Origin of the sequence: Streptosporangium sp. NPDC020072 (assembly GCF_040631445.1) — a bacterium.
Lineage (GTDB): Bacteria > Actinomycetota > Actinomycetes > Streptosporangiales > Streptosporangiaceae > Streptosporangium.
The window spans coordinates 102,250-115,876 of sequence record NZ_JBEYAB010000018.1 but is presented as its reverse complement, the minus strand read 5'-3'; the positions used below and the strand labels follow the sequence as shown (position 1 = coordinate 115,876).

Sequence of the window (13,627 nt, the reverse complement as noted above, 5' to 3'; positions counted from 1 at the left end):
CATCCGCTGTCGTCGCCGTTAATCATGCGCCCGATTGCAGGAAGGCTTCCTTCGCGTTTCCGTGAGCACGTTTGAAGTAGACAGTCGGTCAAGGTGCCTGTGTAGATTTGTCGGCAGATGGGCGAGGAGACGAATCTATCCGGAATAAGGGGCGTGAGGCGGCAAGTGGCCAATGCGTTGAGGGCGCTGAGGCGCCGAATTCTGACCCCGGGCGTCTCGGCCACGAAACTCGGGACGCGCGGTTTCAATGAGAAAAGCCCACAGGCGAGGGAATTGCTGGAAACGATTGGTGAATCGTTTCTGGCCGGTTACGCGCACGTGGCCGGTTCACGCTCGGCCCGTGAGGCGGAACAGCGGCTTGAGACGATTCCCACCCGTTTCCGCGGCTTCGCCTACGAGGGCGCGGGCATGGGCTCCGCCGTACTGGACGCCCTGCCGTTCACCGGAGGCCGCAGAACGGGAGATCTCCTCGCCGGGCGCGGTGACGACCACCTCTACATGGTCTACGTCGGGGTCGGCTGGGCGATGGCCAGACTGCCGCGTTTCCTGTGGCCCGACGTCTCGGCCTACGATCCGCTGCTGCGCTGGCTCGTCCTCGACGGGTACGGCTTCCACCAGGCCTACTTCCACACCGGCCGCTACGTCCACGCCCGTTTCCGCGACCCCGACTTCCCCTGGACGGCCGACCGCTTCCGCTGGTACGCCGGGCACGCCATCGACCAGGGCGTGGGACGGGCCATGTGGTTCGTCGGCGGGACGGACGTGGAACTCGTCGCCACGATGATCGACGGATTCCCCGAGGAACGCAGGGCCGACCTGTACGCGGGCGCCGGGCTGGCCGCCAGCTACGCGGGCGGCGCGGAGGAGGGGGAACTGCTGGCCTTCTGGGAGCGCGCGGGCCGATACCGCCCGCAGATCGCCCAGGGCTGCGTGTTCGCGGCCGAGGCCAGGCAACGGGCCGGCCTCGTGGTGCCGCACACGCTCCTGGCCACCCGGGTCTTCTGCGACATGACCCCGGAACAGGCGGCGCGGATCAGTGAGAAGGCCCGTCCCGACGGGCCCGTCCAGGGCGAGGTGCCCGCCTACGAGGTGTGGCGGCGGCGCATCGCCGACGAGTTCGCATCCCTTGGGAGGTGTTAGGACGTGACAGCGACAGCGGGCTGGCTGCGCAGGCAGCTCCCCGGAGTCCTCGCGCTCGTGCTGATCGTGAGCGCGTTCGTGGTGGCCCGCATTCCCACGCCCTCGGCCGCGGACACGGCCCGCATGGCGAGCAGGTACTCCTTCGCCCCGATGTCCATCGCCCTGCCCGGAGGCTTCCGGCAGCAGGAGATCCGCGGGGTGCACCCCGACTACACGCACATCGACGCGTGGATCTCCTCGGTCGGGGCGGCGATCGCGATGAACGACCTCGACGGTGACGGCCTGTCCAACGACCTGTGCCTGGTCGACCCGCGCATCGACCAGACCGTGGTCACCCCCGTCCCCGGCGGGAAGACCGACAGGTACGCGCCCTTCGCGCTCGACCCCGGCGCGCTGCCCATGAACGACCACATCGCCCCCATGGGGTGCGTCCCCGGCGACTTCAACGAGGACGGCCGCCTCGACCTGCTCGTCTACATGTGGGGCCGTACGCCGATCCTCTACCTCGCCAGGCCGGGCGCCGCCAGGCTCGGCCCCGGCGCCTACCGGCCGGTCGAGCTGGTGCCCGGCCCCAACGCCACCGGCGGCCTCTACAGCGGCCCGCAGTGGAACACCAACGCCGCGACCGTGGCGGACTTCGACGGCGACGGACACGACGACGTCTTCATCGGCAACTACTTCCCGCAGAGCGCGGTGCTCGACTCCCGCGGCACCGGCCTGGTGCGCATGAACCACTCCATGTCCGACGCGCACAACGGCGGGGACGACTTCTTCTTCCGCTGGACCGGCTCGGTCACCGGAGCCGACCCCTCGGTCACCTACCAGCGGCTCGACGACGTCCTGCCCGAGACGGCCTCCAAGGGGTGGGAGCTCGCCGCCGCCGCCACCGACCTCGACGGCGACCAGCTGCCCGAGTTGTACCTCGCCAACGACTTCGGTCCCGACCGGATGTTCTACAACCGCTCGACTCCCGGCCACATCAGGCTCTCGCTCGTCGAGGGGGTGCGCTCGCCGCTGATCCCCAAGTCGAAGACGATCGGCCACGACTCCTTCAAGGGCATGGGCCTCGACTTCGGCGACCTCAACGGCGACGGCGTCTACGACATGTTCGTCAGCAACATCACCACCTCCTTCGGCATCGAGGAGAGCAACTTCCAGTTCATGTCCGCCTCCGGCGACAAGGCCGCCCTGCGCGAGAGGCTCAGCCGGGGCGAGGCGCCGTGGACCGACCGCAGCGCCCAGGCGCGCACCGCCTGGTCGGGCTGGGGCTGGGACGTCAAGATCGACGACTTCGACAACGGCGGGGACCTCAGCATCGTCCAGGCCACCGGGTTCGTGAAGGGCGAGGTCGACCGCTGGCCGCAGCTGCAGGAACTGGCCACGGCCAACGACCAGCTGCTGCAGAACCCCTACTGGTGGCCGAACGTGCGCGCGGGCGACGACGTCGCGGGAACCCAGACGCTGCACTTCTTCGTCAGGTGCCCCGACGGCACCTACGTCGACGTGGCCAGGGAACTCGGGCTGGCCGTACCGGTGCCGACGCGGGGGGTCGCGACCGGTGACGCCGACGGCGACGGCAGGCTCGACTTCGCGGTCGCCAGGCAGTGGGGCGAGCCCGTCTTCTACCGCAACCAGAGCCCCTCACCCGGGGCCTTCCTCGAACTGCGGCTGACCCGCGAGGCCACCCCGGTTCCCGGCGCGCTGCCCGCCCCCGGCTCGCCGGTGACCGGCGCGCAGGTCACGGTGACGACGCCGGACGGGCGCAGGCTCCTCGGCAGGGTGGACGGCGGCAGCGGGCACTCGGGCAAGCGCAGCAGCGAGGTGCACATCGGGCTCGGCAGGAACGTCACCGGTCCCGTGCGGGTCAACCTGCGCTGGCGCGACCGGGCCGGACAGGTACACGACCAGGATCTTCAGCTGACGCCGGGCAGGCACCGCCTCGAACTCGGCGGCCAGGCCAAGGAGAGATGACCGAGATGTCTGACAGGACGCACAACCCCCCGCGCCACGACCCCAAGGTCACCATCGCACTGCGCAACTTCGCGATATCCATCACGGTCTTCAACACCGTCGGCTACATCCTCCTCGGGTTCGAGCAGCCGTGGCTGTGGCCCTTCGTCGCCGTGGCGACCGGCTACGTGGTGGAGATCGCGCTCGAGTTCGTCTCGGCCAGGGCCGAGGGACGGGCGCCGCGCTACACGGGCAACGGCCCGCGCGGCCTGATGGAGTTCCTCTACCCGGCGCACATCACCAGCCTGGCCATGAACATGCTCATCTACGTCAACGACCAGATCCTGGTGATGATCTTCGGGGTGGTCGTCGCGGTCGGCGCCAAGTGGGTGCTGCGGGCACCGGTCCGCGGGAAGATGCGGCACTTCATGAACCCGTCGAACTTCGGCATCGCCGTCATCCTGCTGATCCTGCCCTGGGCCAGCATCGCGCCGCCGTACCACTTCACGGAGAACGTCGACACCTGGATCGACTGGCTCATCCCCGCGATCATCATCCTCGGCGGCAGCATGATCAACGGCAAGCTCACCGGGCGGATGTGGCTGATCGCCGCCTGGGTCGGCGGCTTCGCCGTGCAGGCGGTCCTGCGCGGCCTGTTCTTCGGCACCTCTATCTCCGGGGCGCTGGGCATGATGACCGGCGTCGCCTTCATCCTCTTCACCAACTACATGGTCACCGACCCGGGGACGAGCCCGTCGAGACCCGCGGCGCAGATGCTCTTCGGCGGCGGCGTCGCCCTGACGTACGGCCTCCTCACGGCCGTGCACATCCCCTACGGCATCTTCTTCGCCACCGCGGCCGTCTGCCTCGTCCGCGGGGTCTTCCTGTGGTCGCTCCACTTCGTGGACAAGGGCCGCGAGCAGCGCGAGACCCTGGCGCGCCTGACCGCGCGCGCCCAGGACGGCCTGGCGAGCACCGGCAAGGAGGTCGCCTCGGTATGAGCAGGATCGCGATCGTCGGCATGGCGTGCCGCTATCCCGACGCCGCCTCGCCGAGGGAACTGTGGGAGAACGTCCTGGCCGGACGGCGGGCGTTCCGCAGGCTGCCCGACACGCGCATGCGGCTTGAGGACTACTGGGACGCCGACCCGGCCGCCCCCGACCGCTTCTACGCGCGCAACGCGGCCGTCATCGAGGGCTACGCCTTCGACCGGATCGGTTACAAGATCGCCGGAAGCACCTACCGCTCGACCGACCTCACCCACTGGCTGGCGCTCGACACGGCCGCGCTCGCCCTGGCCGACGCGGGCTTCCCCGGCGCGGAGGGACTGGCCAGGGAACGCACCGGCGTCATCGTCGGCAACACCCTCACCGGGGAGTTCGCCAGGGCCAACCTGATGCGGCTGCGCTGGCCGTACGTGCGGCGCACCGTCGCGGCGGCGCTCAAGGAGCGGGACTGGGACGACGAACGGCTCGCCGGTTTCCTCGACGACCTGGAGGCCGCCTACAAGAGCCCCTTCCCCGTTCCCGACGAGGACACCCTGGCGGGCGGGCTCTCCAACACGATCGCCGGGCGCATCTGCAACCACTTCGACCTCAAGGGCGGCGGCTACACCGTGGACGGCGCCTGCTCCTCCTCACTGCTGTCGGTGGTCACCGCGGCCAGGGCCCTGGCCGACGGCGACCTCGACGTGGCCGTCGCGGGCGGGGTCGACCTGTCCATCGACCCGTTCGAGATCGTGGGCTTCGCCAAGACCGGCGCCCTGGCCAGGGGGGAGATGCGGCTCTACGACCGCGGGTCGAACGGCTTCTGGCCCGGCGAGGGCTGCGGGATGGTCGTGCTGATGCGCGAGCGGGACGCCGTCGAGGCCGGAAGACGGATCTACGCGACCGTCGCCGGGTGGGGCGTCTCCTCGGACGGAAGGGGCGGCATCACCAGGCCCGAGGTCAGCGGGTACCGGCTGGCGCTGCGCCGCGCCTACGAACGGGCGGGCTTCGGCATCGAGACCGTCGCCATGTTCGAGGGGCACGGCACCGGCACCGAGGTCGGCGACAGGACCGAGCTCACGGCCCTGACCCAGGCCCTCTCCCACGCCGGCGGCCCGCGTGCGGCGATCAGCTCGATCAAGGGGATGATCGGGCACACCAAGGCCGCGGCCGGGGTCGCCGGGCTCATCAAGGCCACCCTGGCGGTGCACCACCAGGTGCTGCCGCCGACCACGGGCTGCGTCGACCCGCACCCGGTGCTGACGCAGGAGACGGCGCGGCTGCGGGTGCTGCGCAAGGCGGAGCCGTGGCCCGGCGGGACGCCGGTGCGCGCGGGCGTGACCGCCATGGGCTTCGGCGGCATCAACACCCACGTGGTCCTTGAGAAGCCCGGCCCGCGCAGGCAGGCCAGGTTCGACGGCAGGACCAAGGCGCTCGCCTCCTCGGCCCAGGACGCCGAACTGCTGATGCTCGACGGCGCCTCACCGCCCGAGCTGCGCGAACGCCTGGCCGAGCTGGCGGACTTCGTGCCCGCCCTGTCGTACGCGGAGCTGGGCGACCTGGCCGCCACGCTCCAGCGTGAGCTGCGCGGCCTGCCGTACCGGGCGGCCGTCGTCGTCTCCTCGCCCGAGGACGCCGAACGCGGGCTGCGCCGGGTGCTCGCGGCCCTCGACGCGGGGGAGATCCCGCTGTTCTCCGCCGACGGCAGGGGCTTCCTCGGCCACGTGAGCGGGCCGGGCAGGATCGGCTACCTCTTCCCCGGGCAGGGTTCGGGCAGGGGCACCAGCGGCGGTGCCCTGCGCAGGCGTTTCGCCGAGGTCGAGGAGGTCTACCTCAGGGCGGACCTGCCCTCGGGCGGCGACATGGTCGCGACCGAGGTGGCCCAGCCGCGCATCGTCACCGGCTCCGTCGCGGGCCTGCGCGCCCTGGCCGTCCTCGGCGTCGAGGCGGACGTCGCCGTCGGCCACAGCCTGGGCGAGCTGTCCGCGCTGCACTGGGCGGGGGCGATGGACGAGGAGACCCTGCTGCGGGTCGCCGCGGCCAGGGGCAGGGCCATGTCCGAGCACGCCGCCTCGGGGACCATGGCGGGCATCGCCGCCTCCCCGGACGCGGTCACCGCCCTGACCGGGGACCTGCCCGTCGTGATCGCCGGATACAACGGCCCCCGGCAGACCGTCGTGGCCGGCCCGGCCGACGCCGTACGGGAGGCCGGGCGCAGGGCCCTCGCGGAGGGGCTGCAGTGGACCCCTCTGCGGGTGTCGCACGCCTTCCACTCGCCGCTCGTCGCGCCCGCCGCGCGGGAACTGGGCGAACGGCTGGCCGGAGAGGAGTTCGACCGGGTCGGGGCGCGCGTCGTCTCCACGGTCACCGGGGAGGCGCTGACGCCGGAGACCGACATCCCGGCGCTGCTGCGCAGGCAGGTCACCGACCCCGTGCTGTTCGCCCAGGCGGTGGAACTGGCGGCCAAGGACATCGACCTGTTCGTCGAGGTCGGCCCCGGACGGGTGCTCAGCGGGCTGGCCGCCGCGGTGACCGACGTGCCCGCGGTCGCGCTGGACACCGACGAGGAGTCGTCGGCCGGGCTGCTGCGGGTGGTCGCCGCCGCCTACGTCGCCGGAGCCCCGGTCGCGCACGAGGCGCTCTTCCACGGCAGGCTGGTCAGGCCGCTGCGGCTCGGCGCGCCGCTGTCGTTCTTCGAGAGCCCCTGCGAGCGGGCCCCCGAGGTACGGCTGAGCCCCGCCGTACGGCCCGCGGAGCGGCGGGAGACCCCGCGGGCCCCGCAGCCGCCGCAGGAGGGCGGCGAGGGGGAGAGCGCCCTGGACATGCTGCGGAGGCTGGCCGCGGAGCGCGCCGAGCTGCCCATGGACATGGTGCGTGCCGACAGCCACCTGCTCGACGACCTGCACCTGAGCTCCATCACGGTCGGGCAGATCGTCAACCAGGCGGCCCGGCGGATGGGCCTGTCCTCGGCGCAGGCGCCGACCAACTTCGCCACGGCGACCGTGATGGAGCTGGCCGACGCCCTGGGCACGCTCGCCGAGACAGGACAGGGCCAGGAGACGGCGGCGACGGTCGCCGGCGCCGCCGCCTGGGCCAGGCCGTTCTCGGTGGACCTCGACGAGGTGCCGCCGCCCGCCGCACGCGTACGGGAGGACAACGGCCGCTGGACGCTGCACACGGCGGGGGAGCACCCCTTCGCCGAGACGCTGCGCCGGGAGCTCGAAGGGGCGGGCGTCGGCCGGGGAGTCCTGGTCTGCCTGCCGCCCGAGTGCGCGCGGCAGGACCTGGAGCAGGCCCTGCTCGGTGCCCAGGCGGCCCTGGCGGCCGAGCCGGGGACCCGGTTCGTCCTGGTACAGCACGGCAGAGGCGCCGCCGGACTGGCCAGGACGCTCTTCCTTGAGGCGCCCCACCTGCGCACGACCGTCGCGCACGTGCCGGTGACCGGACAGGCCGTCGGCTGGGTCGTCGGCGAGGTCGCGGCGACCACGCGCTACGCGGAGGCCCACTACGACGAGGAGGGCACACGCCGGGTGCCGACCCTGCGCGCCATGCCCGCACGGCCCACCCGGGTCGTCCAGCCGCTGGACGGCACGGACGTGCTGCTGGTGACCGGAGGCGGCAAGGGCATCACCGCCGAGTGCGCGCTCGCCCTGGCCTCCGACAGCGGCGCCGCCCTCGTCGTCGTCGGACGCTCCGACCCGGAGCAGGACGAGGAACTCGCGGCCAACCTGCGGCGGATGTCCGACACCGGGGTGACCGTCAGGTACGCCAGGGCCGACGTCACCGACGCGGACGGGCTGCGCGCGGCCGTGGCGGAGGCGACGGCGGAGACCGGGCCGGTCACCGCGGTGCTGCACGGAGCGGGACGCAACGAGCCGGGGGCGATCACCGGCCTGGACATGGCGGCCTTCCACCGCACCCTCGCCCCCAAGGTCGACGGGCTGCGGGCGGTGCTCGACGCGGTCGATCCCGGCTCGCTGCGCCTGCTGGTGACCTTCGGCAGCATCATCGGCCGGGCGGGACTGCGCGGGGAGGGGCACTACGCCACCGCGAACGAGTGGCTGGCCTGCCTCACCGAGGAGGTCGCCCGTGACCACCCCGGCTGCCGTGCCCTGTGCGTCGAGTGGTCGGTCTGGTCGGGTGTCGGCATGGGGGAGCGGCTCGACGTCGTCGAGACGCTGTCCCGGGACGGCGTCACCCCGATCACCCCCGACCAGGGGGTAAGGATCATGCGCAGGCTGCTGGCCGACCCCGAGACGCCCACCGTCGTGGTGGTCAGCGGGCGCACCGAGGGCGTCGGCACCGTCCGCCACGACCTGCCCCCGCTGCCGCTGCTGCGCTTCGTCGGCAGGCCGCTGGTCCGCTACCACGGCGTCGAACTGGTCGTCGAGACCGAGCTGAACGCGGGCACCGACCTCTACCTCGCCGACCACCACCTCGACGGCAACCTGCTCTTCCCCGCGGTCTTCGGCATGGAGGCGATGACCCAGGTGGCCGTGGCGACCCTCGGCACGGCCCGGGAGAGGCCGCCGACGATCGAGCAGGCCGAGTTCCTGCGGCCCATCGTGGTGCCGCCGGACGGCACGACGACGATCAGGATCGCCGCCGCCGTCACCGGGGACGAGACCGTCGAGGTCGCCGTGCGCAGCGCGGAGACCGGCTTCGACGCCGACCACTTCAGGGCGCGGCTGCGCTTCGACGGGGAGGCGGCCCAGGACGGGCCGCCGGAGCAGGTCGCCGAGGGGCTGCCCCCGGTGCCGCTCGACCCGGCGGCCGACCTGTACGGCGAGATCCTGTTCCAGGGCGGGCGTTTCCAGCGGCTGCGCCGCTACCACAGGGCCGCGGCCAGGCACGTCGACGCCGACGTGGCGGCGGACGGGGACACCGGCTGGTTCGCCGGGTTCCTCTCCGGTGAGCTGCTGCTCGGCGACCCCGGCGTACGCGACGCGCTGATGCACGGCAACCAGGTCTGCGTGCCGGACGCGACGCTGCTGCCCTCGGGGATCGAACGCCTCCAGCCGGGCGGCGCCGCGCTGGCCGAGGCGGGCGGGTTGCGCTACTGCGCGACCGAACGGCTGCGCGACGGCGACACCTACGTCTACGACATCGCCGTGCGGGACGGCGCGGGCCGGGTCGTCGAACGCTGGGACGGGCTGCGGCTGCGGGCCGTACGTAAGGGGGACGGGCGGGGGCCGTGGGTCGCGCCGCTGCTCGGCCCCTACCTGGAGCGTACGGTCGAGGACCTGACCGGGGCCGCCGTCGCCGTCGTCGTCGAACCCGGCCCCGCCGAGCCTGACCCTGGGCCCGGCCCCGACCTGCGGAGCCTGCCCGACCTGCCCCACCTGCCGGAACGGACCGGGAGCACGGCGGAGCGCAGGGCCATGACCACCGTGGCGGCCGGGCGCGCCCTCGGGCGTCCCGTCGAGGTCCGCCACCGCCCCGACGGGCGGCCCGAGGTGGACGGCGGCAGGACGGTCTCGGCCTCCCACGGCGCCGGGCTGACCCTGTGCGTCGTGGCCGTCGGCACGACCGGCTGCGACGTCGAGGCCGTGCGGGAACGGACGGTCGAGGACTGGCGGGGACTGCTCGGCCCGCACTTCGGGCTCGCCGAGCTGGTCGCGATGGAGCTGGGCGGCAGCCTGGACGCCGCGGCGACACGCGTGTGGGCCGCCGCCGAGTGCCTGCGCAAGGCGGGCCTGCCCCCTGGGGCGCCGCTCACCTGGACCTCGGAGCGGCGGGACGCGTGGACGGTCCTCGCCTCCGGCGGCCTGCGGGTCGCGACGCTGGTGACGACGCTGCGGGACGCCGTGGAGCCGGTGGTCTTCGCGATCCTCACCGAGGGGCGGCGGTGATGGGCAACTACTTCGAGTATCTGCACACGGTCGGCTTCGAGGAGACCAACCTCGTCGGCAACGTCTACTACGTCAACTACCTGCGCTGGCAGGGGCGCTGCCGGGAGATGTTCCTCAAGCTCCACGCCCCCGACGTACTCGGCGAGCTGCAGGAGGACCTGAAGCTGTTCACGCTGCGGGTGGACTGCGAGTTCTTCGCCGAGATCACGGCCTTCGACGAGCTGTCCATCAGGATGCGCCTGGTGGACCTCGCCCAGACCCAGATCGAGTTCGGCTTCGACTACGTCCGGCTCGACCCGGGAGAGGCCCCATGCGGGGAGACGCTGGTCGCCAGGGGCAGGCAGCGGGTCGCGTGCATGCGCGGCCCGAACAGCCGGACCGTCCCGGCCAGGGTCCCCGAGCCGCTGACCCGCGCGCTCGAACCATACCTGTCCTAGGAACGGCCAACCGGGGAGATCAGTATGAGCGTCAATCCTGAGCCGTCCCACGAGACGGGTTCCGCCGGACCGGAGCCGGAAACCGGGACGAGCGCCGTGGCGGACCCCAAGGCGATGCGCAGGGCGTTCGGGATGTTCGCCACCGGCGTCACCGTGGTGACCGTCGGCGGCGGCGGTCCGCACGCCATGACGGCCAACTCCTTCACCTCGGTCTCGCTCGACCCGCCGCTCGTGCTGGTCTGCGTCGACCGCGGCGCGATCATGCACGGCTGCCTCGCCGCGGAGGGGACCTTCGGGGTCTCCGTCCTGGCCGCCGGCCAGGAGCCCCTGGCCAGGCACTTCTCCAACCGGTGGCGGCCCCTGGGAGCCGCCCAGTTCGACACCGTCGACTGGCTTCCCGGGCCGCTCACCGGCGCCCCGCTGCTCGCGGGCACACTCGCGCGCTTCGAGTGCGAGCTGTGGCGCGCCTACGACGGAGGCGACCACTCGATCTTCGTCGGGCGGGTGCTCTCCATGGAACAGCAGGACGACCGGGACGGCCTGCTGTTCTTCCACGGCAGGTTCCGCCGGATCATCCCAGATCGAAGCGAGGTGACAGCTTGAACCCCACCGGAGGAGGCGCCGCGGCCGTGCCGGGCGGCGGGGCGTCGTCCCCGGCGCCCGGCCGGCTGAGACCGCCCGGACCGCCGCGCAGAGCCGCGATGGGCCTGTTCCTGAAACTGGCCCGTGACCGGCTCTCGCTGATGACGTCGGCCGCCGAGCGGTACGGCGACGCGGTCCGGATCTCCCTCGGGCCGAAGACGCTCTACTTCTTCAACCACCCCGACCACGCCAAGCACGTGCTGGCCGACAACAGCGCCGGCTACCACAAGGGGATCGGACTGGTCCAGGCGCGCCGTGCCCTCGGGGACGGGCTGCTGACCAGCGAGGGCGAGCTGTGGCGCAAACAGCGCAGGATGATCCAGCCCGCCTTCCAGCACCGGCGGATCGCCCAGCAGGCGGGTGCCGTCGCGGAGGAGGCGGCGGGACTGGTCGGCAGGCTGCGGGCGCACCGGGAGGGCGAGCCGGTCGACGTGCTGGGGGAGGTGACCGCCCTGACGCTCGGGGTGCTCGGCCGTACCCTGCTGGACGCCGACCTGGGAGCCTTCGGCTCGGTCGCGCACTCCTTCGAGGCCGTGCAGGACCAGGCGATGTTCGAGATGGTCACGCTCGGCGCGGTGCCGACATGGCTTCCGCTGCCCAGGCAGCTGCGCTTCCGCCGGGCCCGTGAGCAGTTGCAGCGGGTCGTCGACCGCCTGGTGGCCGAACGTTCGGCGCGCGGCGCGGCCGAGGGGGACGACGTGCTGTCCCGGCTGATCGTCTCGACCGGGCAGGAGACCGATCCCCGGGTCGGCGGCAGGCGGATGAGGGACGAGCTGATCACCCTGATGCTCGCCGGGCACGAGACGACGGCCAGCACCCTGGGGTGGACCTTCCATCTGGTGGACCGCAACCCCGGGGTGTGGGACGGGCTGCACGCCGAGGCGGTCGAGGTGCTCGGTGACCGGCTGCCCGGCTACGAGGACCTGCACCGGCTGAGGTACACCACGATGGTGGTCGAGGAGGCCATGCGGCTCTACCCGCCGGTGTGGATCCTGACGCGCAGCGCGCAGCGGGACGACCTGGTCGGCGCCTACCACGTGCCGGCCGGGGCGGACGTGCTGATCTGCCCCTACACGCTGCACCGGCATCCGGGGTTCTGGAGGGACCCTGAGCGCTTCGACCCGGAACGGTTCGCCCCCGAGGGAGCCGCCTCCCGGCCGAGGTACGCCTACATTCCCTTCGGCGCCGGTCCCCGCTTCTGCGTCGGCAACAGCCTGGGCATGATGGAGGCGGTCTTCGTGGTCGCGATGGTCGCCAGGGAGCTGCGCCTGACCGGGGTTCCCGGCCACCGGGTGGTCGCCGAGCCCATGCTCTCGCTCAGGATGCGCGGAGGGCTTCCGATGACGGTGCGCCCGGCCGGGTGAGGGGGTTTCGGGGCGGGAGGTTCCCGGGACGGGACGGCGACGGCCGCAGGCCTTCATGGCTGCGGCCGTTTCCGATGGGCGCGGGAGGTCAGCTCGCCACCGAGTTGAGCGCCACCAGGCGCACGTCGAGCAGGGCGAGCAGCACCGGGGGGTCGAGGGTTCCCATCGGCCGCAGCTGTACGTCGGCGGGCTTGACCACGACGTCGCGCCGCACCGTGATCGGTCCGTAGCTCCCGACGTAGAGTGACGGGTCCCTGCCCAGACTGCTGATGATCTTCTCATTTCCCGGGGCGACGGAGTGGGCCAGCAGATGCCAGGTGCCCTGGGGCACCCTCTCAAGCACGTAGGGGCCGGGCCTGCGCAGCACCGTGCAGCGGACCGGCGGCCCCTGTGGGATACAGGTGGGGAAAAGCCCGACGAAGATGAGGCCGCACTGACCCGTGGTCGGAGCCCAGATCTTGCCCTGGACGGTCGTCAGCCGGGTCTCCTCACCGTCGTTCCTGCCGCTGGTGAGGATCAGCGGGGCGAAACCGCCGTGCTGCCGGTAGGTGGTCGGCGCGAGACCGACGCAGCTCTTGAAACGGGAACTGAAGGTGCCGACGCTTGAGTAGCCGACCTGGATGCTGATGTCGGCGACGCTCAGCGAGGTCGACAGGAGCAGCCGTTTGGCCTCCTGCAGCCGCAACGCCGACAGGAAACGCCCAGGTGAGATACCGGTTACCTGTCTGAAGACCCGGGAGAAGTGAAATTTGCTGAACATGGCGGTGCGGGCCATGTCATCGATGGTGAGCTCGTCGCCGAGATGCTCACGCATGGTCTCGATAACTCGTCTCACAGCTTTCTCAAGAACTTCCTCCATCATTCCTCTCCGTGTGTTGAATATTCATCAATATGAATGACGGGAAAGGTCGGCCTGTAGTCGGCTGGTCGTCTCGGAGAGTTCGACTCCCATATTCATTCGCCCCTTCCGGGGCTTGTATGTGCCAGTCGAACGACTAATAAAAAAGATCGGCATCAATATTTCTAAATCAACATCTGACTGCTGTCAACTGTGCTAGTGAAGCGTGCTCACCGTGTCTGAGCTGCTACTCTAGGTTGTGAGCGGCGTTAATTGGGTGTTAGTGCGCCACAGAAAACCCTGAAGAATGAGGCTTGACAGGACGGCAATTCAGAAGATGCGTCGGACGGGGTGCCGCTCGGACGATGGATCAGACCGGAACTGAATTCGATATGTGAGTTCCAATTGGTCGCAGATC

General features: G+C 71.5%; 8 protein-coding genes. 7 read left to right on the top strand and 1 reads right to left on the bottom strand.

What is annotated here, in order from left to right:
* Window positions 1-117 precede the first annotated feature (117 nt).
* The 7 genes from ABZ470_RS35645 to ABZ470_RS35615 are packed head-to-tail and all read left to right on the top strand — an operon-like array spanning window position 118 to window position 12,371.
* On the top strand, window positions 118-1,140 hold the full coding sequence (locus ABZ470_RS35645) for a DUF1702 family protein (protein ID WP_362916999.1): 1,023 nt from the start codon (window positions 118-120) through the stop codon (window positions 1,138-1,140).
* 3 nt (window positions 1,141-1,143) lie between these two features.
* On the top strand, window positions 1,144-3,111 hold the full coding sequence (locus tag ABZ470_RS35640; RefSeq protein ID WP_362916997.1) for a CRTAC1 family protein: 1,968 nt from the start codon (window positions 1,144-1,146) through the stop codon (window positions 3,109-3,111).
* Window positions 3,108-4,091, top strand: a complete 984-nt coding sequence (locus ABZ470_RS35635; RefSeq protein WP_362916995.1) for an enediyne biosynthesis protein — start codon at window positions 3,108-3,110, stop codon at window positions 4,089-4,091. The genes ABZ470_RS35640 and ABZ470_RS35635 overlap by 4 nt, the downstream gene beginning before the upstream one ends.
* Window positions 4,088-9,928: a type I polyketide synthase gene (locus ABZ470_RS35630; protein ID WP_362916993.1), complete on the top strand. Its 5,841-nt coding sequence runs from the start codon at window positions 4,088-4,090 to the stop codon at window positions 9,926-9,928. Before ABZ470_RS35635 ends, ABZ470_RS35630 begins: the two co-directional genes overlap by 4 nt.
* The gene (locus ABZ470_RS35625) at window positions 9,928-10,365 is read left to right on the top strand and encodes an acyl-CoA thioesterase (protein ID WP_362772111.1); all 438 of its coding nucleotides are present in this window, start codon (window positions 9,928-9,930) and stop codon (window positions 10,363-10,365) included. Before ABZ470_RS35630 ends, ABZ470_RS35625 begins: the two co-directional genes overlap by 1 nt.
* A gap of 24 nt (window positions 10,366-10,389) precedes the next feature.
* The gene (locus ABZ470_RS35620; protein WP_352012643.1) at window positions 10,390-10,968 is read left to right on the top strand and encodes a flavin reductase family protein; all 579 of its coding nucleotides are present in this window, start codon (window positions 10,390-10,392) and stop codon (window positions 10,966-10,968) included.
* Window positions 10,965-12,371: a cytochrome P450 gene (locus ABZ470_RS35615; protein ID WP_352012642.1), complete on the top strand. Its 1,407-nt coding sequence runs from the start codon at window positions 10,965-10,967 to the stop codon at window positions 12,369-12,371. The genes ABZ470_RS35620 and ABZ470_RS35615 overlap by 4 nt, the downstream gene beginning before the upstream one ends.
* Before the next feature lie 88 nt (window positions 12,372-12,459).
* On the opposite strand, the gene ABZ470_RS35610 is transcribed toward ABZ470_RS35615, so the two are convergent.
* Window positions 12,460-13,206: an AraC family transcriptional regulator gene (locus ABZ470_RS35610; protein ID WP_352012641.1), complete on the bottom strand. Its 747-nt coding sequence runs from the start codon at window positions 13,204-13,206 to the stop codon at window positions 12,460-12,462.
* Between the last annotated feature and the right edge of the window lie 421 nt (window positions 13,207-13,627).

Excerpts from the sequence above, each read along its gene's own strand:
- ABZ470_RS35645 (WP_362916999.1), top strand. The coding sequence starts at position 118 with ATGGGCGAGGAGACGAATCTATCCGGAATAAGGGGCGTGAGGCGGCAA.
- ABZ470_RS35635 (WP_362916995.1), top strand. The coding sequence starts at position 3,108 with ATGACCGAGATGTCTGACAGGACGCACAACCCCCCGCGCCACGACCCC.
- ABZ470_RS35630 (WP_362916993.1), top strand. The coding sequence starts at position 4,088 with ATGAGCAGGATCGCGATCGTCGGCATGGCGTGCCGCTATCCCGACGCC.
- ABZ470_RS35625 (WP_362772111.1), top strand. The coding sequence starts at position 9,928 with ATGGGCAACTACTTCGAGTATCTGCACACGGTCGGCTTCGAGGAGACC.
- ABZ470_RS35620 (WP_352012643.1), top strand. The coding sequence starts at position 10,390 with ATGAGCGTCAATCCTGAGCCGTCCCACGAGACGGGTTCCGCCGGACCG.